The organism is Plantactinospora sp. CNZ320 (genome assembly GCF_002846275.1).
In genome coordinates this window covers 1,324,583-1,346,317 of the sequence record NZ_PJMP01000001.1, presented here as the reverse complement: position 1 = coordinate 1,346,317, position 21,735 = coordinate 1,324,583, and the positions used below count along the sequence as shown (strand labels likewise).

22 protein-coding genes are annotated in these 21,735 nt (G+C 72.5%); 15 read left to right on the top strand and 7 right to left on the bottom strand.

What is annotated here, in order from left to right:
- Positions 1 to 34 precede the first annotated feature (34 nt).
- The 5 genes from CLT71_RS05850 to CLT71_RS05830 all read left to right on the top strand — a co-directional run bounded on the left by CLT71_RS05850 (position 35) and on the right by CLT71_RS05830 (position 4,919).
- Positions 35 to 1,810: a DUF4012 domain-containing protein gene (locus tag CLT71_RS05850; RefSeq protein WP_101366203.1), complete on the top strand. Its 1,776-nt coding sequence runs from the start codon at positions 35 to 37 to the stop codon at positions 1,808 to 1,810.
- Between the two features lie 69 nt (positions 1,811 to 1,879).
- Positions 1,880 to 2,500: a hypothetical protein gene (locus tag CLT71_RS05845; RefSeq protein ID WP_101366202.1), complete on the top strand. Its 621-nt coding sequence runs from the start codon at positions 1,880 to 1,882 to the stop codon at positions 2,498 to 2,500.
- Between the two features lie 153 nt (positions 2,501 to 2,653).
- Positions 2,654 to 3,049 carry a GntR family transcriptional regulator gene (locus CLT71_RS05840; RefSeq protein WP_101366201.1) on the top strand — a complete coding sequence of 132 codons (396 nt, stop codon included), beginning with the start codon at positions 2,654 to 2,656 and terminating at the stop codon, positions 3,047 to 3,049.
- Positions 3,046 to 3,945, top strand: a complete 900-nt coding sequence (locus CLT71_RS05835) for an ABC transporter ATP-binding protein (RefSeq protein WP_101366200.1) — start codon at positions 3,046 to 3,048, stop codon at positions 3,943 to 3,945. Before CLT71_RS05840 ends, CLT71_RS05835 begins: the two co-directional genes overlap by 4 nt.
- Positions 3,942 to 4,919 carry an ABC transporter permease subunit gene (locus CLT71_RS05830; RefSeq protein WP_101366199.1) on the top strand — a complete coding sequence of 326 codons (978 nt, stop codon included), beginning with the start codon at positions 3,942 to 3,944 and terminating at the stop codon, positions 4,917 to 4,919. Before CLT71_RS05835 ends, CLT71_RS05830 begins: the two co-directional genes overlap by 4 nt.
- A 4-nt stretch (positions 4,920 to 4,923) precedes the next feature.
- On the opposite strand, the gene CLT71_RS05825 is transcribed toward CLT71_RS05830, so the two are convergent.
- Positions 4,924 to 5,349 (bottom strand): MerR family transcriptional regulator, encoded by a 426-nt coding sequence (locus CLT71_RS05825; RefSeq protein WP_101366198.1) that lies wholly within the window; start codon positions 5,347 to 5,349, stop codon positions 4,924 to 4,926.
- A gap of 28 nt (positions 5,350 to 5,377) precedes the next feature.
- On the opposite strand from CLT71_RS05825, the gene CLT71_RS05820 reads away from it, so the two are divergent.
- On the top strand, positions 5,378 to 5,932 hold the full coding sequence (locus CLT71_RS05820) for a methyltransferase domain-containing protein (protein WP_101366197.1): 555 nt from the start codon (positions 5,378 to 5,380) through the stop codon (positions 5,930 to 5,932).
- A 306-nt stretch (positions 5,933 to 6,238) separates the two neighbouring features.
- On the opposite strand, the gene CLT71_RS05815 is transcribed toward CLT71_RS05820, so the two are convergent.
- Positions 6,239 to 7,105, bottom strand: a complete 867-nt coding sequence (locus CLT71_RS05815; protein WP_101366196.1) for an LLM class flavin-dependent oxidoreductase — start codon at positions 7,103 to 7,105, stop codon at positions 6,239 to 6,241.
- An 81-nt stretch (positions 7,106 to 7,186) separates the two neighbouring features.
- Here CLT71_RS05815 and CLT71_RS05810 point away from each other — a divergent pair, with 81 nt between their 5' ends.
- Positions 7,187 to 8,170, top strand: coding sequence for a pirin family protein (locus CLT71_RS05810; protein WP_199187521.1), 984 nt, complete (start codon positions 7,187 to 7,189; stop codon positions 8,168 to 8,170).
- Positions 8,171 to 8,318: 148 nt separating this feature from the next.
- Positions 8,319 to 8,987, top strand: a complete 669-nt coding sequence (locus tag CLT71_RS05805; protein WP_101371181.1) for an HhH-GDP family DNA glycosylase — start codon at positions 8,319 to 8,321, stop codon at positions 8,985 to 8,987.
- Positions 8,988 to 9,271: 284 nt separating this feature from the next.
- Here the strand turns inward: CLT71_RS05805 and CLT71_RS05800 are convergent, their stop codons facing one another.
- From CLT71_RS05800 to CLT71_RS05790, 3 genes are all read right to left on the bottom strand, one after another.
- Positions 9,272 to 9,922 (bottom strand): DUF1345 domain-containing protein, encoded by a 651-nt coding sequence (locus CLT71_RS05800; RefSeq protein ID WP_199187520.1) that lies wholly within the window; start codon positions 9,920 to 9,922, stop codon positions 9,272 to 9,274.
- Between the two features lie 15 nt (positions 9,923 to 9,937).
- On the bottom strand, positions 9,938 to 10,243 hold the full coding sequence (locus tag CLT71_RS05795) for a DUF2795 domain-containing protein (RefSeq protein WP_486483075.1): 306 nt from the start codon (positions 10,241 to 10,243) through the stop codon (positions 9,938 to 9,940).
- A 147-nt stretch (positions 10,244 to 10,390) separates the two neighbouring features.
- Positions 10,391 to 11,563: a CaiB/BaiF CoA transferase family protein gene (locus tag CLT71_RS05790; protein WP_101366195.1), complete on the bottom strand. Its 1,173-nt coding sequence runs from the start codon at positions 11,561 to 11,563 to the stop codon at positions 10,391 to 10,393.
- Positions 11,564 to 11,782: 219 nt separating this feature from the next.
- Between CLT71_RS05790 and CLT71_RS05785 the strand changes: the two genes are divergently transcribed.
- From CLT71_RS05785 to CLT71_RS05755, 7 genes are all read left to right on the top strand, one after another.
- Positions 11,783 to 13,609 carry a hypothetical protein gene (locus CLT71_RS05785; protein ID WP_101366194.1) on the top strand — a complete coding sequence of 609 codons (1,827 nt, stop codon included), beginning with the start codon at positions 11,783 to 11,785 and terminating at the stop codon, positions 13,607 to 13,609.
- An 18-nt stretch (positions 13,610 to 13,627) separates the two neighbouring features.
- On the top strand, positions 13,628 to 14,218 hold the full coding sequence (locus CLT71_RS05780) for a molybdopterin-dependent oxidoreductase (protein WP_199187861.1): 591 nt from the start codon (positions 13,628 to 13,630) through the stop codon (positions 14,216 to 14,218).
- The gene (locus CLT71_RS05775; protein WP_199187519.1) at positions 14,218 to 14,949 is read left to right on the top strand and encodes a ferredoxin reductase; all 732 of its coding nucleotides are present in this window, start codon (positions 14,218 to 14,220) and stop codon (positions 14,947 to 14,949) included. Before CLT71_RS05780 ends, CLT71_RS05775 begins: the two co-directional genes overlap by 1 nt.
- A 107-nt stretch (positions 14,950 to 15,056) precedes the next feature.
- Positions 15,057 to 15,383, top strand: coding sequence for a DUF6510 family protein (locus CLT71_RS05770; RefSeq protein WP_486483074.1), 327 nt, complete (start codon positions 15,057 to 15,059; stop codon positions 15,381 to 15,383).
- Positions 15,384 to 15,472: 89 nt separating this feature from the next.
- Positions 15,473 to 16,198 (top strand): class I SAM-dependent methyltransferase, encoded by a 726-nt coding sequence (locus CLT71_RS05765; protein ID WP_199187518.1) that lies wholly within the window; start codon positions 15,473 to 15,475, stop codon positions 16,196 to 16,198.
- 118 nt (positions 16,199 to 16,316) lie between these two features.
- Positions 16,317 to 16,835 (top strand): TrmH family RNA methyltransferase, encoded by a 519-nt coding sequence (locus CLT71_RS05760; RefSeq protein ID WP_101366191.1) that lies wholly within the window; start codon positions 16,317 to 16,319, stop codon positions 16,833 to 16,835.
- 126 nt (positions 16,836 to 16,961) lie between these two features.
- Positions 16,962 to 19,409, top strand: a complete 2,448-nt coding sequence (locus CLT71_RS05755) for a DUF4132 domain-containing protein (protein WP_143743372.1) — start codon at positions 16,962 to 16,964, stop codon at positions 19,407 to 19,409.
- A gap of 99 nt (positions 19,410 to 19,508) precedes the next feature.
- On the opposite strand, the gene CLT71_RS05750 is transcribed toward CLT71_RS05755, so the two are convergent.
- Both CLT71_RS05750 and CLT71_RS05745 read right to left on the bottom strand, forming a co-directional pair.
- A complete protein-coding gene (locus tag CLT71_RS05750) occupies positions 19,509 to 20,681 on the bottom strand; it encodes a low temperature requirement protein A (RefSeq protein ID WP_143743371.1) in 1,173 nt (390 codons plus the stop codon).
- Positions 20,682 to 20,789: 108 nt separating this feature from the next.
- Positions 20,790 to 21,653, bottom strand: coding sequence for a hypothetical protein (locus tag CLT71_RS05745; RefSeq protein WP_101366188.1), 864 nt, complete (start codon positions 21,651 to 21,653; stop codon positions 20,790 to 20,792).
- Between the last annotated feature and the right edge of the window lie 82 nt (positions 21,654 to 21,735).

Below are 21,735 nucleotides of genomic sequence, written 5' to 3'. Positions count from 1 at the left end.
GAGTTAGTCGAAAGCGGTGGTGGCGGTGGGGGACATGTCCCCGAGGCGGCGGGCGTCCCGTCGTCGAGTGGTCCGGCGGCAACTCCGCCGGATCCTACTCACCGCACTCGTCGTCGGTTGCCTGCTGGCTGTCGCCGGCGGCTGGCTCGGCCTGCGCGGCTGGCAGGCCGGTGGCCACCTGGAGAACGCCGCCAGCCTGGCCCGGGAGCTGAGCCAGCAGGTGCTGGACGGCCAGACCGCGCAGGCACGCCGAACCCTGGAGGCGCTGCAACAGCAGACCGCCGCCGCCCGGTCCCGTACCGGAGACGTGGGCTGGCGCGCCGCCGGCTCCGCACCGTACGGCGGCCGGAACATCGCGGCCGTCCGGGAGCTGGCGGTCGGCGTCGACGAACTCGCCCGGCGGGCCTTCCCGGCACTGGTCGAGCTGAACCCCCAGGCGCTGCTGCCCACCTCCGGGCGGCTCGACCTGGCCGCGCTGCGCGGCGCGATGCCCACGCTCGCCGAGGCGGACAGCGCGGTACACGAGGTCCGGGACCGGATCCGGACGGTGCCGACCGCCGGGCTCGTGCCCACCGTCCGGGACGCAGTCTCGCAGCTGCGCACCGAACTGGACCGGCTGGCCGAGGTGACCTCCGCCGTCCGGCGCAGCGGGGTGCTGCTGCCGACCCTGCTCGGCGACAACGGCACCCGGACCTACCTGGCGGTCTTCCAGAACCTCGCCGAACCCAGGGCCACCGGCGGGATCTTCGGTGCCTACGCCGTCATCCGGGCCAGCAAGGGCGAGGTGAAACTGGTCAAGCAGGGCCCGGCCACCGATCTCAACACCTACGGCAAGCCGCCGCTGCCGCTGAGTCGGGAGCTACGCGCCCTCTACACCGACCTGCCCGGGATCTATCCGGCGGACGTGAACCTCACCCCACACTTCCCGACCGCGGCCACCCTGATCCGCGAGATGTACCGGCGGGCCGGCGGGGGCACCGTCGACGGCGTACTCGCCACCGACCCGGTCGCGCTCTCCTACCTGCTCAAGGCCATCGGGCCGGTGCCGGTACCCGGGCAACCGACCCTCACCGCGCCCACAGTGGTGCGTACCCTGCTGTCGGACACGTACCGGCGGCTCGACAAGCCGGCCCAGCAGGACAACTACTTCGCTGCCTCGGCCCGGGCGGTATTCGACGCCCTGCTCAACCGACAGGTGAACCCCCGCGCCGTGGCGCAGGCGGTAAACGCCGCCGTCGCCGAACGCCGGATCCTGTTCTGGAGCGCGCACCCCGGCGAGCAGCGGGAACTCGTCGACACCCGACTTGCCGGAGCGCTGCCGGAGCAGGAGACGGTGCAGAACGTCGGCGTCTTCCTCAACGACGGCAGCGGCGCCAAGCTCGGGTACTACCTGCACCGCTCGGCGGAACTCACCGTCGGGGACTGCCGGGCGGACGGCAGCCGGGAACTCCACCTCCGGCTCACCCTGCGCTCGTCCGCACCCTCCTCCGGACTCAGCGCGTCGGTACGTGGGCTCGCGATGTCCGGCGACCCGTACACCGCCCGGGTGCTGGTCTCGATCTTCAGCCCGGTGCGCGGCTCACCGCTGCGCGCCCGGGTGGACGGGAAGGCGACGCCGATGGGTGGCGGCGTCGAGCGGGGGCGCCGGGTCGGGGTACTCGCCGTCGACATCGGACCCGGGCGCACCCGCGTACTCGAGGTGGGTCTGCTGACCCCGCCGAAAGCCAGTGGTACGGCCGAGTTGTGGCTCACCCCCGGCCCGACCCCATGGACCACCCGTGTCAGTTCCGCATCCGCGTGTGGCCGGTAGGCCGGCGCGTCAGGACAGGTCATGCGATCCGTTGTGAACGTCATGCGATCAGTAGAGAGAGGATCCATCATGCGGCTTTCCCGCATCATCGGCTCGGCCGTGGCGGCGCTCGCCACGGTGGGCGCGTTCGCCATCGCGGGGTCGCCCGCACAGGCACAACCACAACCGCCGTACCCACCACAGCCACCGTCGTTGACGGTCAGCGACCAGACCGTGGGCGTCGATCAGACCTTCACCGTCTTCGGCTCGGGGTTCGGCGGTAACGAACTCGTCCGGCTCGTCTTCACGCGTACGCCGTCCGCGCTCGGCGCCGAGACGGCGGCGCAGGACTCCGGCGGGGTTGGCGCGATGCTGCCGCTCGCCCAGGCACCGACGGTGTACCGGAATCCCACCACGATCACCGTCCGGGCCAATGTGACCGGGGAGTTCTCGGTCCGGGTCCGGTTCAGCCGTACCGGCACCGTGACCATCACCGCGACCGGGCTCACCACCGGTAGGACGGCGAGCACCACGGTCAGCATCGTGCAGGCGCAACCACCGCTGCCGGTCACCGGTAGCAGCACCGGGCCGCAGATCGCGCTCGGCACCATGCTGCTGATCGCCGGCGTGCTGCTGGTGCTGGTGGCGGTCGCCTGGCAGACCAGGAGCCGTCGCCGGGGCCGGTCGCGGGAGCTGACCTCGGTCGGCTGACCATCACGCGGGCGGCGTACGCCGCCCGCACGTCGCAGGGCGCCTGCCGGACGGAGCATCCCGTCCGGCAGGCGCCCTCGTTACCGTCGTGGGAACCGTTGACCGCCGCTTTACTGCTTTACTATGGTGCTAGAAAAGCAGTAAGGGGTTACCGTGTTCGTCTTCCGGCTCGACACCCGCTCCGGCGTGCCGCCGTACCTGCAACTCGTCCAGCAGGTCCGCCAGGCGGTGCTGCTGGGTTTTCTCCAACCCGGTGACCGCCTCCCGCTCATCCGCGAGGTGGTCGAGGACCTGGCGATCAATCCGAACACCGTCGCCAAGGCGTACCGGCAGATGGAGCAGGAGAACCTGGTCACCGGCCGGCCCGGCCAGGGCACGTTCGTCAACGAACAGCAGTCGGCCGCGATGCCGGCGTCGACGTACACGTCGCTGCGCCGCGGCCTGGCGACCTGGCTGCGCCGCGCCTACGCGGCCGGCCTCGACGAGCAGGCGGTCGACGCGCTTTTCACCTCCGTCCACCAGCAGACGAGGAATGAGGACGTGGCGTGACAGCGACCGGGTTCGCGCTGCGCACCGACGGTGTGGGCAAGCGGTACCGGAAGGGCTGGGCGCTGCGCGACTGCACCCTGGCCCTGCCGGCGGGCGGCGTGATCGCCCTGGTCGGGCCGAACGGCGCGGGCAAGACCACGCTGCTGCGCCTGGTCGTCGGGCTGCTGGCCCCGAGCACCGGCACGGTGGAGGTCCTCGGCCACGACGTCACCGCCAGCACCCCGCAGACCCTGTCCCGGGTCGGGTTCCTGGCCCAGGAACACCCGCTGTACAAGCGCTTCACCGTCGCCGAGATGCTCCGCTTCGGCCGGGCCTGCAACAGGCGGTTCGACCAGGGGCTGGCCGAGCGCCGGCTGGCGGGGCTGGGCATCCCGCTCGACCGCAGAGCCGGCACGCTCTCCGGCGGGCAGCAGGCCCAGGTCGCGTTGGCGCTGGCCCTGGCGAAGCGGCCGGACCTGCTCGTCCTCGACGAGCCGGTGGCCAGCCTCGACCCGCTGGCTCGACACGAGTTCATGCAGGTCCTGATGGGTGCGGTGGCCGAGGGCGGGGTGACCGTCCTGTTCTCCTCCCACGTCGTGCACGAGCTGGAGCGCGTCTGCGACCACCTGGTCGTGCTCAACCACGGCCGGGTCACGCTCACCGGTGACATCGACACCCTCCTCGCCGAGCACCGGCTGCTCGTCGGCCCGCGCACGGCAAACGACCTCGACCGGGCCGGCACCGTCGTGGAGGCCGTGCACAGCGACCGGCACACGACCCTGCTGGTACGCGACGGCGCGATCCCGGCCGCGCCCGGGTGGCAGGCCCAGCCGGTCGCGCTGGAGGACCTGGTGCTGGCGTACCTGCGCCGGCCGTCCGGGCCGAGCGTCGCGGTCACGCCGGGGGTGCCGGTATGACGTGGTTGATCTGGCGTCAGCACCGGACCGAGGTCTGCGTGCTGGGTCTGCTCGTCGGCATGTTCGGCATCGCCCTGCTCGTGCTCGGGGCGCAGGCACACGACCTGTTCCCCGGCGGTCCCGCCCGGTGTGCGGGAGAGGCGGGTGTCAACGAGGCCTGCACGTCCTCCTTCCGCCGGCTCGACGAGGAGTACGGCTACGTCGAGAACCTCCTGGCCGCCTTCTATCTGGTCCCCGTCGTCATCGGTGCGTTCCTCGGTGCGCCGCTGCTCGCACGCGAACTGGAGGACGGCACCTGGCAGCTCGCCTGGACGCAGGCCGTGCCGAGGATGCGCTGGCTGGCGGCCAAGCTCGTGGCACTGGCCGGCATCACAGTCGCGCTCACCGGGATGTTCACCGCGGTGCTCACCTGGTTCCGTCAGCCGTTCGACGCGTGGGAAGGGCGGTTCCAGTACGACGCCTTCGACCTGGAGGGACTCGTTCCGGTGGCGTACGCGCTGTTCGCCTTCGGCGTCGCCACCGCCGCAGGGGCGATCCTGCGACGCAGCCTGCCCGCCTTCGGCGTCGCGTTCGGGGCGTTTCTCGCCGCCCGGATGTCGGTGGCGCTGTTGGCCCGTCCCGCGTACGCCACGCCGCTCACCACCATGGAGCCGGTCCCGGTCGGCGGCGCGGAGGACCAGCCGGGAAACCGGCCCGGGCACAGCGTCGCTGACTGGATGATCGAGGACGGCTACGCGGACGCCACCGGGCGCAGGCTGAGCTGGACCGAGTACCACGAGCTGGAGGAGGCTGCCAACCGGGCCGGCACCAACGTCAACCAGTTCCTGCACGCCCGTGGCATCCAGCAGTTCGGGGTCTACCACCCGGCCGACCGGTTCTGGACGTTCCAGCTCATCGAGGCGGCCCTGTTCGTCGCCGTCGCGGCGATCCTGATCGGTGTGGTGGTGTGGCGGGTACGACGCCGTGTGATCTAGCTGGTCAGGTGCCGAGCTGGCAGCCGGGGCCACGGACCAGCCGCTGGAAGTCGGGGCACTGGAGGAAGTCCTCCACCGGGCAGTCGAGCGCGTGGTCGAGCAGGTCCCGGGAGGCGGTCGCGACCGCGATCCGGCGGTCCAACTCGTCGCGGTGCCGCTGAAGCACGGCCCGGCGGGCCTGCGCGTCGTCCGCGCCGAGCATCATCCGGAGCTGGTCGAGGCCGATCCCCACCTCGCGGCCGCGCATGATTATCGCCACCCGGGTGACCTGGGCGGTCGTGTAGCGGCGGCGGCCGTTGACCCGCCGGTCCGGCTTGATCAGGCCGACCGACTCCCAGTGCCGCAGGACGTGGGTGGCCAGCCCGAACTGGGCGGCCAGCTCGCCGATGGTCAGCTCGGCTTCATCGGCCGGTGCGGGGCTTGACTTCATGTTGACATTAACATGCAGAGTGGGTCCCATGGTCAAGCGAGAGAGCGCCCGCCAGGCCTGGGACAGGCGCGCGGCGGGCTACGACAGGGCAGGCGACCGGATGGAGCGGCTGACGATCGGGGACAGCCGGGAATGGATCTGCGCGCGGGCCAGGGGGCGGACCCTGGATGTCGCGGTCGGCACCGGCCGCAACCTCTCCTGGTACGACGGGGACGTCGAACTGGTCGGCATCGACCTCAGCCCGAACATGCTGGCGGCGGCCCGTCGCCGAGCCGGTTTGCTGGGCCGGCGGGTCGACCTGCGCGAGGGCGCGGCGGAACGGCTGCCCTTTCCCGACGCCTCCTTCGACACCGTTGTCTGCACCCTCGGGGTCTGTGCCGTCGTCGACCGGGACGCGGCCCTCGCCGAGATGCGCCGGGTACTCCGTCCGGGCGGTCGGCTGCTGCTGCTCGACCACGCGGAGCGGCGGTGGCTGCGCGGACGCCCCGCCGACCTCGCCACCCGGCTCGGCTTCGTCACCGAGGCCCGGGACCGGCTCCGCCTCGGCCTGATCGAGCGGCTGGCCGCCCGGAAACCGGCCTGATCGAGCGGCTCGCGGCGGCGGAAGCCGGGGTGATCGAGCGCGGGTAGCGGCGGCGAAAGGCGGCCTGATCGGGCGGCTCGCGGCGGCGGGAACAGCCTGATCGGACGGCTGGCCGTGCGGAAGCGGGCCTGGCGGGGCGGGACCGGACGACTGTCGCCCCCCGTTCCTGCGCGACCTCGTCCGGCACCGCCCGCTCGCGGTCCTCCCAGCCCGCCCGGTGTTCCGTCGGGCCAGTGAACAACCTCGACCGCGGTCGAGGTCAACCCGGTTCTCCGGGCCGTCGGGCCTGACGGTGCACGATGACGTTCAGGCCAGTGCCGCGCGGACCTCCGGCACCACCTCTTCGGCGAAGATCCGGGACTGCCGTTCCCGGTCACCGCTGGGCCAGAAGACGAAGGTGTTCATCCGCTGCTCGGTGTGCAGCCGGGTCAGCGTCTCGACCCAGCGCCGTACCGGGCCGTGGAACGGGTCCCGGTCCTCCGGGCGGATGAGTCCCATTACGTTGTAGAGCCGGACGATCCGCCCCGGATCCCGGCCTGCCGACCGGGCGGCCTCGTCGATGAGTTGGTTGAGTTCGCCGACCCGCTCCGGTGACACGTACGGCGCCGACACCGACCAGCCGTCAGCCTTGGCGCCGACCAGTCGGACCGCCTTCGGGCCGACCACGCCCAGCCAGAGTCCGATCTCGTGCGCCGGACGGGGCCCGGGGCGCAGCCCCTGCACGGTGTAGTGCCGGCCCGCGAACTCGTACGGCTCACCGGCCCAGGAGGCCCGGATGACGTCGATCGCCTCGGTCAGGGCGGCCCGGGCGGTGCGACGGTCACGCCGTGGGCCACCCATCCCGGCGATCGCGTCGACGAACCCGCCCGCGCCCAGCCCCAGCTCGAACCGTCCACCACTCAGCACGTCGATGCTGGCCGCCTGCTTGGCCAGCATCGCGGGCGGGCGCAGCGGCAGGTTCGCCACATTCGGGAAGAGGTGCACCCGACCGGTCCGGGCGGCCAGCCAGGTGAGCACGGTGAAGGTGTCGAGGAAACCGTCGTTGTAGGGATGGTCCTGGACACCGACGTACTCGATGCCGCTGTCGTCGGCGATCGTGGCGATCCGTTCGGCGATGGCCAGGCCACCGACGTTCGGGTCCACGTTGAGGCCGAACCTCACCGGCTGATCCATGGCGCCAGTCTGGCATCCGAGCCGCGCCGGCGGGTCGGCCAGTCCGGCCTGCCACGCCGCCGGGCGGCGTAGGCTCGACCGGTGAGCATCACCGAACCGATGCCGGGGGAGACCCTGCCACCGGGCACCGGAGCGGGCGCGGGGACCGAACCGACGAACGTGCTGCTGCCCGGCCACGACGTGCCGCTTGGCCGGTATACGACGGTGCGTCGGCTGTTGCCACAGCGCCAGCTCCGCACCATCGGCGCCTGGTGCTTCGTCGACCACTTCGGTCCGGACGACGTGGCGAACCGGCCCGGCATGGGGATCGGGCCACATCCGCACACCGGATTGCAGACGGTGACCTGGCTGGTGCACGGCGAGATCCGGCACCTGGACAGCCTCGGCAACGACCAGCTCATCCGGCCCGGTCAGCTCAACGTGATGACCTCCGGCCACGGCATCGCGCACGCGGAGTACTCGCCACCGGAGCATCCGCCGACCCTGCACGGGCTGCAACTGTGGGTCGCGCTGCCCGACGCGGCCCGGTCCGGCCCGCCCGGGTTCGCCCACCACGCCGAACTTCCGGTGCTCACCGAGCCGGGCTGTTCGGTGACCGTACTCGTCGGGGAGCTGGCCGGGGTCCGGTCGCCCGCGGTGGTGTACTCGCCGTTGCTCGGCGCGCAGCTCTGGCTGCCCGACGGTGGTGCGGCCCGGCTACCGCTCACCGCCGGCTTCGAGCACGGCCTGCTGGTGATGTCCGGGGCGGCCGAGGTCGACGGGGTCGCGCTCACCCCCGGCTCGCTGCTCTACCTCGGGGCCGGTCGTGCCGAGCTGGCGGTGCGGGCGAGCGGCCCGGCCCGGCTGATGCTGCTCGGCGGCGAACCCTTCGACGACGCGCTGGTGATGTGGTGGAACTTCGTCGGGCGCTCGCACGAGGAGATCGCCGAGGCCCGCGCGGACTGGGCGGCCGGAAGCCTGCGGTTCGGCCGGGTGCAGGGTGACGACTCGGCACCGCTGCCGGCGCCGTCGATGCCGACCACCCGGTTGAAGAGCCGCGACCGGCACGGACGTACCGTCGGCTGACGGTCGTGCCCCGCGGCTGACGGTCGTGCCCTGCGAGTGATGGTCGTGCCCCGGCGCACCGCACCGCATCGTCGGTCGGTCTGGCGCCGGTGTGGAAACCGGCGACTCCGGCCAGCTTTGGCCCGACCTGTGGTGGGTAGTCGCCGGCATGGCGACGACTGCGACGACGAGCGTCGAGGACCGCAAGCGGCTCGCCCGCCGGCTGGTGGCACGCAGCCGAGGCTTCGCCGAGGAGTACGGCTTCCAGGTCACCAACAACCCGGCGAGCCTGTTCCAGGTGCTTTGCCTGGCGATCCTGCTCCGCCGCACCGGTGACGTGCGGCGGGCGGTCGAGCCGGCCCGGGCGTTGCGGGACGCTGGTTGGGAGAGTCCGGCCCGGATGGCCGGGTCCCGCCCCGAGGCGCGCTCGGCGGTGCTGCGCGAGCACGGTCGGGGCGCCGACGCCGACCGGTTGGCCGGCACCCTGGGCGAGCTGGCCGGGGCACTCGTCACGCGCTACCAGGGAGACCTGCGTCGACTGCGGACCGCCGCGAGACAGGTGCCGGCCCGGGAGCGGGCGTTGCTCGCCGAACTGCCGGGAGTGGACGCCGAGGTGGTGGAGCTGTTTCTGCGCGAGGTGCAGGCACTCTGGGCCGAGACGGCCCCGGTCGCGGACCGTCGGGCGCTCGTCGCCGCCCGCCGGCTCGGGCTCGGCCGTTCAGCGGCCGACCTGGCCACGTTGGCCGGTGGCGGTGAGTCGACGGAGAAACTGGCCTGGTTGGTGGGTGCCCTGGCCAGGATAGATCTGGAGGACAGATACCACGAAATCGCCCGTTGAGCGGCGAAAGAGCGTGCTTTCGCGCACAGTTTTCCGGATTCCTGACCGAACGGTCCATCCCGCATCATAGGGTGGGTGGGCGGCGTCAGCCAGCCTGGTTCAGGTCGGCCCGCCGCGGTCCGGTGAGCGTGTCCGGTTCGGACGTGTGACCTCACCGGGGTACTGGCGGACGTGGCGCCCGGGACACGACGCGCGAGCGGCTGTGAACGGGCGCCCCGTCCGGTACCTTCCCATCGATCCACCACTCAGGCCAGCCCATCCGTCCACTCTGGACGGTGCGTCGCTCACTGGGCCAGTCCGGCGAGCAGGTTGATGGCCGCGGCGATGATCACAGCGCCGAACAGGTACGACAGCAGGGCGTGCCCGAGCACCGTCACCCGCATCGCCTTGGTGGTCAGGTCGGTGTCGGCGACCTGGAACGTCATCCCGATGGTGAACGAGAGGTACGCGAAGTCCGTGTACCGGGGCGGGTCGTCCTCGTGGAAGTCCACCCCGCCGTCCTCGCCCGTGTAGTAGAGCCGGGCGTAGCGGGAGGTGAAGACGGTGTGCACGACCGTCCAGGAGAGCAGCACGCTGACGATGCCGAGTCCGATGTGCAGTTCACGGTCGATGCCGCGCGCCTCATGGTCGGTGGCGAGCAGGATGCCGATCGCCGACAGGCTCGCCAACCCGGCCCCGAGCAGCACCGCGTCGCGTATCGGGCGGCTCGGATCCTCCCGGACGGCGAGTTCGGCGGTCTGCCGCGAGTCCCTGGGCCACAGCACCCGCCAGGCCCACAGCAGATAGGTCGCCGCCGCCGCGTCCCAGCCGATCAGCGGTCCGATCAGCGGCGAGAGCACGACGGTAGCCGGGATCCCGACGCAGACTCCGACCACCATGATGACGGCCATCTGGATCGAGGCCTGGGGCGGGTCGTACCAGGGTCTGCGCCGCATTCCCGGAACAGCTGGTCAGATCTGGCGCATGTGCCGGGCGACCCGCTGGTGGGTACGGTCGCGGGTCTTGGCGGCCAGTTCCGCCGGGCTGGCATCCGGGGCCAGGTCCGTCTTGGCGGACCGGGCCACCTCCTCGGTGTTCTGGTAGTCCACCGGGGGCATCCCGCGCAGTGCCTGGAGCACCTCGCGGGGCGCCCCCGCGCGTTCGGCCTCCCGGACGATGTCCTCCTTCGGCGCCGGAAAGTCCATCGACTTCAGGTACCGCAGTACGTCCGCGTTGGTCACCATCGGATCCCGCTCCTCGCCGGTTGGCTGGTTCACCGGCCGGCCGGATACCCGTTGTCGGCACCCTCACGCCTACCCCGAAGGACGGATCACCTGCTGCGCCGGCAGGTGCCAAGCCCGTGGCGCCGGTAGGTGTTCAGCGCACGGCGCCGGCACGTGCCAGGCCCGAGGCGCGTCGGGTGTTCAGCCGACTGCGCCGTCGGTGCGCAGCCGGCGGATCCGGTCGGCGTCGAGGCCGAGTTCGCCGAGCAGTTCGTCGGTGTGCTCGCCGGGCTGCGGCGGTGGCCGGCGGATCGATCCCGGGGTACGGCTGAACCGGGGTGCCGGGGCCGGCTGTTCGGCTCCGGCGTGGATCACGAAGACGTCCCGGGCGGCGAGGTGCGGGTGCCGGGGCGCCTCCGCCCAGTCGAGAACCGGTACCACGCAGGCGTCGGTCCGCTCCAGCAGCGCGGCCCACTCGTCGCGGGTACGGGTCCGGAAGAGTCGCGCCCAGGCCTGGTGCAGCGCCGGCCAGTTCGCCGGATCGTCCCGGTCCAGCGCCTCGTCCGGCGGCAGCGGAAAGCCGGTCAGCCGGACCAGTTCGGCGTAGAACTGCGGCTCCACCGCGCCCACGGCCAGGTACCGGCCGTCGGCGCACTCGTAGGTGTCGTAGAACGGGGCGCCGCCGTCGAAGATGTTCACGCCACGGTCGTCGCCCCACCGGCCCGTCCGGCGCATCGAGTGGATCATCGTGGCCAGCAGGGAGACCCCGTCGACCATTGCCGCGTCCACCACCTGCCCGGTGCCGCCGCCCCGGATGTCGAAGAGCGCGCAGACCACGCCGAGGGCGAGCAGCATCCCGCCACCGCCGAAGTCGCCGACCAGGTTCATCGGCGGTACCGGCCGCTCGCCGGCCCGGCCGATCCCGTGCAGTACGCCGGTCAGCGCCAGGTAGTCGATGTCGTGCCCGGCGTACCGGGCGTTCGGGCCGTCCTGCCCCCAGCCGGTCATCCGGCCGTAGACCAGTTGGGGGTTCACCGCCAGGCAGTCGTCCGGGCCGAGCCCGAGCCGCTCGGTGACGCCCGGCCGGAAGCCCTCGATCAGCACGTCGGCGCCACGGACCAGGTCCAGCACCACCTGCCGGCCGTCCGGCGTCTTGAGGTCGACGGCGATCGACCGGCGACCCCGGTTCAGCAGGTCGGGATGGGGGGTGCCGAACCGCTCCGGCCGGACCTGCGCCATCCGGTCCACCCGGACCACGTCGGCGCCGAGGTCGGCCAGGACCATCGCGGCGAAGGGTCCGGGGCCGATGCCGGCCAGTTCGACGATCCGGACGCCGGAGAGCGGGCCGGTGCCTGCCGGCGGGGGAGCGATCATCCGTGCACGATAGGACACCGCATCCCCACCCCCGGTTGCGGACGGCGTCGTGGCCCGACGGCCGGCACCGCCGGCACCGCCGGGTCGGCCCGCTCGGTCGTCGGCTCAGCCTGCTCGGGTTTCGGGTCAGCCTGCTCGGTCGTCGGGCCGGCCTGCTCGGTCGTCGTGTCGGCCTGTCGGTTGTCGTCGATCGGCCGGGGCAGGGCTTATCGTCACGGGGTGGAGCGGCTTGGTCACTGGCGGCTGGTGGATGCGCCCCGGCCCGGCCGGGCCGAACGGCTCGGCCGCCTCGTCGGCCTGCGGGTGGTGCGGGTCCCGGGGTTGCACCGGGTACTTGTCGTGGCCGGCTCGACAGACCGGCTCCGGGATCTCCTGACCCGGCCCGACTGCCTGCACCCGACCCGGCGGGCGGTCGTCGTCGTGGCGTACTGGCGGGCACCCCGGCGCGGCTGGTCGAGCGGCATCGGGCCGCTGGAGCACCTGCGCCGGCACCGGGTGGCGCTGCCCGGCCGGGGGCGGGGGACCGCCGTCGTCTCCGTCCGGCTCTCCGGACCGGTGCGACTGCGTGAGGTACTGCGGGCGGCGTTGGACGCGTTGGCACCGGGGCGGCCGTTGCCGGCACCGGCCGGGCCGAGCCTGACCAGCCACGGGACGCTGCCGGCGTACCTGCCGGCGGGCGCGACGGTGCTGCTCGGCGAACTGGTCGGCAACCCCGAGATCCGGGCCCACGACGTACTGCTGCGGGCGGCGGGCAGCGACGACGAGGGGCCGTACGCGGTCGGCTGGCCGGTCAGCCGACACGGGCTCCAGCCGCCGGGGGGTGCCCCGGCCGTACTGGTCGACGCCTGCCGGATCAACCCCCGTGGCCGCCGGCCCGACTGCTACCAGCCCGACGCGCCCCGGGTACGCCTCGACTTCGCCCCGCAGACCCGTCGACCCGGCCCCGGGGCGTACCCGCTGGACGGGCCCGGTCTGACCGCGCCGGTGCTGGCCACCCTGCGCCAGACCGGAGTGGTCGACTGCCCGCAACTCCCCGACGCCGAGCCGGTGGCGGTGGCGGCGCTGCTGGTCCAGATCGCGATGACCGGGGCGGTACTCGCCGTCCCGGCGTTGCCGGAGCGGGTCGCCGGGCTGCTCGCGCCGGAGTTGCGGGAACTGCTGACCGCCCCGGTGCCACCGGCCGGGACGCTGGCCCTGGAGGCGCGCAGCGTCCGGCAGCGGCGGGCAGCACTGCGCGGGCACGCGGTCGCGTTCGCCCTGCCCCGGCTCACCTCGGCGGTCTTCCCGGCACTGCCCCTCGTGCCGTCGGTGAGCGCGATCCTGTCGACCCGGCGCCCCGAACGCTTGCCGGAGGCGGTCCGGATGCTGCTCGGGCAGACGTACCCGGATCTGGAGATCGTGCTCTGCCTGCACGGCGTCGAACTGCCGGAACCGGTCCGGGCCACGCTCGCCGACTCCGGCCGGCCGTACGAGATCGTCCAGGTGCCGGGCAGCGCCAGTTTCGGTGCCGCGCTCGGTGCCGCGACCGGGCGGGCCCGGGGCAGCCTGGTCAGCAAGTTCGACGACGACGACAGCTACGCCGCCGAACACGTCTGGGATCTGGTGCTGGCCCGGCACTACTCCGGGGCGACGGTGGTGGGCAAGGGATCCGAGTTCGTGCACCTGGAGGATCGGGGCATGACCCTGCGCCGGCCGTCCGGCACCGCGGAGTCCGACTGCCAGGTGGTGGCCGGCGGCACCATCCTGATCGGCCGGGGCGACCTGGAGGCGGCCGGTGGCTGGCGGCCGGTGCCCCGCTCCGTCGACCTGGGACTGCTCGACCGGGTACGCCGGGACGGCGGCGGGATCTACCGGACCCACCCCTTCGGCTACGTCTACCACCGGCGGGCCACCGGGCACACCTGGGACCCGGGCCGGGACTACTTCCTCGACAGCGCGTCGGCGTACTGGCCGGGGTTGCCCGCCGAGGTGCTCGGTGAGTTCGAGGATCCGCCCGGCCGCCCGGAAATCGCTGGTTGCCACCTCCGGCCCACCGGGAGGTGGTAGGACTAGCGGGTGGGCATCGTGTCACCAGGCTTCCAGGGCCGGCGTCGGGAGTCCGGGCCGAACCTGCCGCCAGGGCAGTACCTGACCGAGGACTTTCCCGTGCTCTCGGCCGGCCCCACTCCCCGGGTGCCGACGACGGACTGGGAGTTCGTCATCACCACCGAGACCGGCAACGAGTTCCGGTGGAGCTGGGACGAGATGTGGGCGTTGCCCAACGAGACGCCGACGGTGGACATCCACTGCGTGACCCACTGGTCGAAACTCGGCACCAACTGGCAGGGCGTCTCCCTGGACACCCTGCTCGACGGTATCGACACCGCAGCGGACTACGCGCTGGTGCACTCGTACGGCGGCTACACCACCAACCTGCCGCTCGACGATCTGCGTGACGGGCAGGCCTGGGTGGTGCACAGGTACGACGGTGCGGACCTGCCCGCCGAGCACGGTGGCCCGGCCCGGTTGCTGGTGCCGCACCTGTATTTCTGGAAGTCCGCGAAGTGGGTGCGCGGCCTCCGCCTCGGCCTGACCGACGAGCCCGGTTTCTGGGAGACCGCCGGCTATCACGATTACGGTGACCCATGGCGCGAACAGCGGTACCAGGGAGACTGATGAAGCGGACCGGCTGGTGGGTCGCCCGGCTGGTCGACCGGCGAGCCGAGACCGCGACCTCCGGCACGCTGGTGCTCGAGGTGCCGGACTGGCCGGGGCACCTGCCCGGCCAGCACGTCGACCTGCGGCTGACCGCCGAGGACGGCTACCAGGCGGCGCGCAGCTACTCGATCTCCGCGCCCGCCGACGGGGACCGGATCGAGGTCACGGTCCAGCGGGTACCGGACGGCGAGGTCTCGCCGTACCTGCTCGACGGGCTTTCGGTCGGGGACCAGATCGAGGTCCGCGGCCCGGTCGGCGGCTACTTCGTCTGGCGGGTGACCGACCCCTCGCCGGTGTCGCTGATCGGCGGCGGGTCGGGCATCGCGCCGCTGATGGCGATGATCCGGGCCCGCCGGGCGGCCGGAAGCCGGGTACCGTTCCGGCTCATCTACTCGGTCCGCTCCGATCAGGACGTCTACTTCGCCGACGAGTTGCGCCGACGCGCCCGAGACGACCGGGGTCTCGACGTCGCCTACGTCTACACGCGGGACGTGCCGGAGGGCCTCTCCGCGCAGCCGCACCGGATCGCCGTCGCGGACGTCAACACCCACGGCTGGCCGGCGCAGCTCGAACCGGTCAACTTCGTCTGCGGCCCGACCGGCTTCGTCGAGGCGGTCTCCGACATCCTGGTCGCGCTCGGGCACGAGCCTCGGCGGATCAGGACGGAACGCTTCGGGCCGACCGGCTGACCGGCAGACCTGGGTTGATCGACGGCTGGCTGACGGCCGACCGACCGCGCGTTCAGCCCGACCGCGTTCAGCCCGACCCGTTCGAGGCTGAGGATCCTGGAGGCGAGATGACCGAGCAACTCCGACCGGACCCGGGGCGGATGGACTACCTGGACGGCAACATGCTGGCCGGGCCGATGCGGGAGGTCTTCGCGGCGGACCTGACCACGGCGACCGGCCGGTGTGCCTCCTGCGGCCAGACCGGTCCGATGGCCGGGCTGCGGGTCTACTCGAACGCGCCAGGGATGGTCGCCCGCTGCCCGAGTTGCGAGGAGGTGATGCTCCGGCTGGTGCGTACCCCCACCAGCGCCTGGCTCGACCTGCGTGGCACCACCTTCCTGCAGATCCCGATGCCGGCAGAGCCGGCCACGATGCCCGGCCCGACCGCGATGTAGCCGACCGGCCCGACCACGATCCGGTCGACGTGGTGGACCGGCGGGGGAAACCGTCTGCGGTGATGATCATCGGCTGGCACACTTGTCCGATGCTTCCCGTCGATGATCCCGCCAGCGTTCGCTACGCCCGGATGCGCTGGAACACGCCACTGTCGGAGGAACACGCCGAGCTGCTGCTGCAGAGGCTCGACGTACCGGCGGGCGGTTCCGTGCTCGATCTCGGCTGCGGCTGGGGCGAACTGCTGCTGCGGGCCGTGGCGGGCGGCGACGCGGCGCTCGGCGTCGGCGTGGACACCGACCCGGAGACCCTGGACCGGGGTCGGCGGGCGGCGGCGGAGCGCGGTCTTTCGCAGGTCAGTTTCGTCAACCAGCCGGCGGCCACCTGGCGGCAACCGGCCGACCGGGTGATCTGCCTCGGCTCGGCACACGCCTTCGGCGGGACGGCAGGCGCGCTCGCCGCCCTCGCCGACCTGGTCCGCCCCGGCGGCCGGCTGCTCTTCGGTGACGGCTTCTGGGCGCGGACGCCCTCGCCGGAAGCGGTCGAGATCTTCGGCACCGACATGCTCAGCCTGCCCGACCTGGTGGAGCTGGTCCGGAGCACCGGTTGGCGGGTGCTGCACCTCTCCACGACAGACCAGCGGGAGTGGGACGACTTCGAGAGCACCTGGCGGGCCGGCCGCCAGGAGTGGCTGCTGGCGCACCCGGACGACCTCCGGGCCGCCGGCGTACGCGACGAACTCGACGCGCGACTGCGGGAGTACGTCACTGTCTATCGTGGAGTGGTGGGGCTCGGATACTTCGTGCTCGGTCGCTGACTGTCGGAGGGCCGACCGCTACACTGGGGCCGGAACGGATTCCCTTCGATGGCCCGTGTGCGCCGAGAAGCACGCCTTTAATGATCGACATCTCCTGCGGCGGAGTCGCCGCCCGCCGATGAGCCCGGCGATCCGGGTCCGTCCCCGCCGCGAGCTGGCCGCCACCCGCCGTCGCCGGGCGCACCGCTGCTGGGGACATCTCGTCGCGGCACCCCTGTGGCCGATGCACCACGCCAACCTCGGCACGTTGCTGCGTACCTGTGACGCGGTCGGCGCATGTCTGGCCGTACCGCCCTGGCGCTGGGTCGACGAGGCGCTGGCGCGCGGGAACACGTTGCGTCGGCCGGGCTGCGTACACCGGGTCGGCGATCCGGTGCGGTGGCTGGCGACGGAGCGTGCGGCGGGCGCCCGGGTGCTCGGCGTCGAGTTGGCCGACGAGGCGGTCCGGCTCGCCGACCTGCCGGCGGCCCGCCGCCGCACCATCGTCGTGCTCGGGCACGAGTCAACCGGCATCCCGCCGGAGGCGCTGGACAACCTCGACGCGGCGGTCGAGATCCCCATGGTCGGCACCGGGCTGAGCCTGAACGTCGCGGTGGCCGGTTCCCTGGTCCTCTACAAACTCGCCGGCCTGATCTGACCGTGAGCCTGGCCGGGTCGGTTCGTCAGCGCCGAGCTGATCATCGACGGAAAGCCGTAACCGTCGGTGGTGCGCCCTAGACTGCGGCGCCATGATGGTGCGACTCGTACCGCTCGGCGGCGTCTGATGTCCAGTGTGGAGCCGGAGCCGGTGATGTCGGTGCGGCTGTCGCCGTACGCGGCAGAGTTGCTGCGCCGGATGACCGACCCCGACCGGCAGGCGGAGCGGGTCGCCGGGGCGGAGCCGGTGGAGCTGTCTCGGGTCGGCGCACGGGAGTTCGGGGTGCTGCTGGTGGCCCTGCGTGACCCGGCCCGTCCGGTGCACGGGGTCCAGCATCCCGGCTGGACGGTCCGGTGGGCGGTGGAGCAGGCGGTCCGGGAGCGGCAGCCGAGATTCACCCCGGCGTCGTGCGCGGCACTGCTGAAGGTGGAAGCCGAGCGGGCCGGTGCCGAGCCGTACGCCGCGAACCCGCCGCTGGCCGCCGCTGCCCTGCTCCGCTGCGACGGCCCGTGGCCGGACCCGGTACGCCGCAGTGCCGGTGCCATCGCCCGGAGCGTGCTCGGGTACGGCAGGATCGCCGAGCCGTACGCGGTCGCCGCGCTCGCCGGGCTGGCCGGCGGGCTCACCCGTCCGGTGCTGACCAGACTCTTCGCCTGGTCGCTCCACTCGTTCGCCCGTGACGAGTTCGACCTGCTGACGAAGCTCGGCCCGACCGCCCAACTCCTGGTCGCCGAGGTCAGCCCGGACCGGTCCTTCCTGTGCCCACCACGGCTTCCCGACGCCTGGCAGCGACTCGCCGCCATCGACGAGTACGTCTCCTTCGTCCGGCGGGTACTTGAGGCCGCGCACGCCCGGGTCGCCGCGATCCAGGCCGGTGAGCTGCCCTACGCGGCCGACAAGGCGTTCGAGCCTGCCGAGGTGGCGGTGCTGGGCCGGGCCGTCCGGCTCGCGCTGCTCCGCGCCGAGCCGTGGTTGCCGGAGCTGCTTCGCCCGCTGCTGCTCGGTGTCGCGGTCGCCCCGACCGACGCCCGCACCCTGCCGTCGCAGGCACTCCTCTACGAGGTGGCCCGGGCCGCCGGTGACTTCCCCACCCCGGAGGCACTGGCGGCGCTGATCGCCGCTCGCGGGGTGGTGCGGCACAAGGGGGTGCCGAAGCAGCTCGACCGGATGCTCAAGCGGGTCGAGCGCGGGCTCGCGGAGCGGCCCGACGCGGTGCTCCGGCTGCCCGACCTCGGCTTCGACGCCGACGGCGGATGTGTCGTCCCGGTCGGCGACCACCAGGCCGTGCTGACCGCGTCGGAGGAGGTGCTGCTGCGCTGGCGGCGCGCCGACGGCACCCTCTCGGCGACCGTGCCGGCACCGGTCCGGCGCGACCATCCCGACCGGCTCAAGGAGTTGCGCGCCCGGGTCAAGCAGGCCAGGGAACAGCTCACCGCGCTGGCCCGGACCCTGGAGGCGGGACTTGCCGCCGCCTCGGCGCAGCCGTACCGGCAGTGGCGGGAGGGGTTGGCGACGAACGGGCTCGGCTGGCAGGTGGCCAAGCGGCTGATCTGGGAGTTCCCGGACGCGTCCGGGCGGTGGCGGGCCGGGCTGCCCGACGACGGCTGGCGGGCGGGGGACCCGGACGGGGCCGGTGAGCTGTTCCGGGACGTCACGGGCGGGCCGCTGCCACCGCCCGATCCGGAGACGCCGATCCGGTTGTGGCATCCGGTCCGGGCCGGAGTCGACGAGGTCCGGGCCTGGCGGGACCTGCTCACCGGGCGGCGGGTGCGGCAGCCGCTCCGGCAGGCGTTCCGCGAGGTCTACCTGCTGACCCCGGCGGAAGAGGAGACCGGCGACCACTCGCTACGGTTCGCCGCGCACATCGTGCACTACCGGCAGCTCTACGCGCTGCTCAAGGGGCGGGGCTGGACGACCGGGATGCTCGGCCCGTGGGACGGCGGGGACAGCGGGCAGGCGTACCGGGTGCTGGCCGGCGGGACGTGGCGGGTCGGCCTGCACCACGACTACCTGGGCGAGGAGGGGGTGGAGTGTGCGAGTACCGGCCGGGTGTGGTTCGAGCGGTTGGGCGACGGTACCTGGCGGCCGAGCGCGCTGACCGAGGTGCCGGTGGAGTTGTTCAGCGAGGCGATGCGCGACGTGGACCTCTTCGTCGCGGTCACCTCGATCGCCGCCGACCCGTACTGGACGGACGGGCACACCGGGTACCTCGACTACTGGCGGGCCGAGAGCAGGCGGGAACTGAGCAGCAGTGCCCGGGTCCGCCGCGAGGCGCTGGCCGGAATCCTGCCCCGGACGAGGATCGCCGACCGGTGCACCCTCACCGACCGCTATCTCGTCGTCCGGGGCGAACTGCGGACGTACCGGATCCATCTGGGTAGCGCGAACATCCTGATGGAGCCGGACGACTCCTACCTCTGCATCGTGCCGGACCGGCGGAAGGCGCCCGGCGACATCTTCCTGCCCTTCGAGGAGGACCGCCTCGGGCTGATCCTCAGCAAGGCGTTCCTGCTCGCCGACGACGCCCGGATCACCGACCCGTCGATCCTGGCGCAGCTGCGCCCACGGCCGTGATCGGGATCGGGGATCGGGGATCGGGGGAATGGTAGGTGAGATGGTTTTCGCGACCACGGGTCGATGGCGACGGCGTGTCAGACCGGGCGGATCCCGGGCTCACTCGCCAGTGACCAGGCCCCGGTCCGTCTCGTCGAGTGGGGTGCCCGCTGATCGGCTCGCGTTCCGGTGCCGGAACATCTCCTCCAACGCGGCGAGCCCGGCCACCAGCACGAGCAGCAGACCGAGTGCGGCCAGCGCCGGCAGCAACGCCACCAGCGGCAACAGGCTGAAGCAGGCGGCGGCCACGCCGAGCCGCCGCCAGGCGATCTGCCGGTGGATGCGCCAGTGGGTGTAGGCGAAGGTGCCGAGGAAGAGGGCGCAGCCGCCGACGAGCCGGGTCATCTCGGCATCGGTCAGCAACTCGAGCGGCGCCATCACCACGTCTGCCAGGCCGTCGGCGATCGCGACGATGGCCAGACTGAACAGCAGGTGGCCGTAGACCAGGACCGTCCGCCGCAGCGCAGCCTGCTCCCGGTCGTCCGCCCGGTCCAGCGCCCACCGGAATGCCTGTACGCCGTAACCGAAGTAGGTCCACCAGAGCGCGGCGATCAGGGTGTACCCGGCGGCCATGGTCAGCACCAGGAGCGCCGTCAGCGGTTCTTCGACGGACGCCGCGCCGACCTGGATCACGGACTCGCCGAGGACCAGGATGATCAACAGGCCGTAGCGGTGCACGTAGTGCCGTGGCTCTACCCGGATCGTCCGGATGGTCCGGACGGCCAACCAGGGGCTCAACACATCGATGACAGCGGCGACGGCCCAGAGCGCGATCCGGGCCGTACCCTGCACCAGGGCCCCGGTCAGCAGCAGCGGGCCGGTCAGCACGACCACCCCGTGCGGGCTGAAGACGAAGGCCCGCCAGCGGGGGAGATTGCGCAGCGTGACCAAGCCCAACAGGATCCGGGAGGCGATGGCGGCGCTGGCGAAGAGCAGCCCGCGATCGCCGTACGCGCCGGGGATGGTCATCGCCAGCAGCACGCTGCCGAAGCCGAGCGCGAGGATCACGACCCGGCCCGACGCCATGCTGACGGGTTGCTGGTCGGTGTAGAGACCGACACCGCCCCAGATCCAGTAGACCGTTACGAAGAGGATCAGAACCTTGCCGGCGCCCGCCCAACTGTGGTTCTGGTCCAGCACGTGGGAGAACTGGGTGAGTGCGAACACGAAGGCCAGGTCGAAGAAGAGCTCCTCCCAGGTCACCATCTTGCCGTTCGGCTGCTGGGCCCGCACCGTCACACCATACCGAGGCGGTGGCCAGCGGGAATTCTCCTCGGCTGCACCACCTTCGGCGACGACGGACGGAGATGGCGCGGCCGTGCGGTTCTGCGAGCGGCCTGGCTAGGCCCGATCGACGGTGAGCAGCAGCGGGGTGTCGACCCCCTGCCCGGCGGCCAGATCGGCGAGGAAGCCACCCAGCCAGCCGAGCGCGTCGGGCGTCCATTCGGCGAGCGTGCCGTGGAAGGTCGCCCGGTGCCGGGGCGGGCCGTTCCAGAACCGGTCGTCGAACGGTGGCGTCATCGGCGGATCCTGGCCGGTAAGCGAGTACGACGCGCACTCGAACACGTCCTGGTCCAGCCCGCCGATCCGCTGGTGAACCGCCGCTGCCGCCGACGGGATGGATGGTGCCAGGCCGCTGTCCAGGGTGACCCGTACGGGCGTTCGTGCCCTCGGATCACCGTCGCCGAACCAGCCGGCGGTGCGCAGCGACGGCATCCCGGCGTACTCCGGAGGTGACGACGACGGATCGAGACCCTGCACGGGCAGCAACACCTGCACCGCCCGCAGGTCAAGGGTGCCGACCCGGGCGAGCACGTCCCCGGCGCAGCGCAGGAACTGCTGCACCGGCAGCGGCCGGTCGACGGGCAACGGCTCGACCCCCACCTGGAACCAGGCGACCAGGGACGTGTCGGGGGCGGCCAGCGGGTGGTCCTGCCCGGCGTCGTTCATGCCCCACAGGCCGGGTGCCCCGGTCGTCCGCTCCTCGACGACGCCGTCGGTGATCCGGACGACCCCGCCGACGTCGTCGAGCCAGCCCATCGCGAGCGACCGTTCGTGGAAGAGCGCGTACACGTCCCGGACGCTGCCCGGGTCCCGCCACGGATGCGGCGTCAGTTCGCCGTGGAGCGCAGCGAACATGGTGCCGGCGGGCGAGCGGGTACCGGGTGCGAGGCCGGGGCGGGCCTGGGTACTGTCGCCGGTCACCCTTCCTCCGCCGGCTCTTCGGACGGGTTGGAGTTCGGTGGCAAGGGGTTCTCCTCTCCGGAGCGGCCACTGGTGGAGCTGG

Coding starts and splice junctions, on each gene's coding strand:
- CLT71_RS05800 (WP_199187520.1), bottom strand. CDS start 9,922: ATGCGGCGCAGACCCTGGTACGACCCGCCCCAGGCCTCGATCCAGATG.
- CLT71_RS05815 (WP_101366196.1), bottom strand. CDS start 7,105: ATGGATCAGCCGGTGAGGTTCGGCCTCAACGTGGACCCGAACGTCGGT.
- CLT71_RS05775 (WP_199187519.1), top strand. CDS start 14,218: ATGAAGCGGACCGGCTGGTGGGTCGCCCGGCTGGTCGACCGGCGAGCC.
- CLT71_RS05845 (WP_101366202.1), top strand. CDS start 1,880: ATGCGGCTTTCCCGCATCATCGGCTCGGCCGTGGCGGCGCTCGCCACG.
- CLT71_RS05790 (WP_101366195.1), bottom strand. CDS start 11,563: ATGATCGCTCCCCCGCCGGCAGGCACCGGCCCGCTCTCCGGCGTCCGG.
- CLT71_RS05850 (WP_101366203.1), top strand. CDS start 35: ATGTCCCCGAGGCGGCGGGCGTCCCGTCGTCGAGTGGTCCGGCGGCAA.
- CLT71_RS05755 (WP_143743372.1), top strand. CDS start 16,962: ATGTCCAGTGTGGAGCCGGAGCCGGTGATGTCGGTGCGGCTGTCGCCG.
- CLT71_RS05770 (WP_486483074.1), top strand. CDS start 15,057: ATGACCGAGCAACTCCGACCGGACCCGGGGCGGATGGACTACCTGGAC.
- CLT71_RS05820 (WP_101366197.1), top strand. CDS start 5,378: ATGGTCAAGCGAGAGAGCGCCCGCCAGGCCTGGGACAGGCGCGCGGCG.
- CLT71_RS05825 (WP_101366198.1), bottom strand. CDS start 5,349: ATGAAGTCAAGCCCCGCACCGGCCGATGAAGCCGAGCTGACCATCGGC.
- CLT71_RS05830 (WP_101366199.1), top strand. CDS start 3,942: ATGACGTGGTTGATCTGGCGTCAGCACCGGACCGAGGTCTGCGTGCTG.
- CLT71_RS05760 (WP_101366191.1), top strand. CDS start 16,317: ATGAGCCCGGCGATCCGGGTCCGTCCCCGCCGCGAGCTGGCCGCCACC.
- CLT71_RS05765 (WP_199187518.1), top strand. CDS start 15,473: ATGCTTCCCGTCGATGATCCCGCCAGCGTTCGCTACGCCCGGATGCGC.
- CLT71_RS05805 (WP_101371181.1), top strand. CDS start 8,319: ATGGCGACGACTGCGACGACGAGCGTCGAGGACCGCAAGCGGCTCGCC.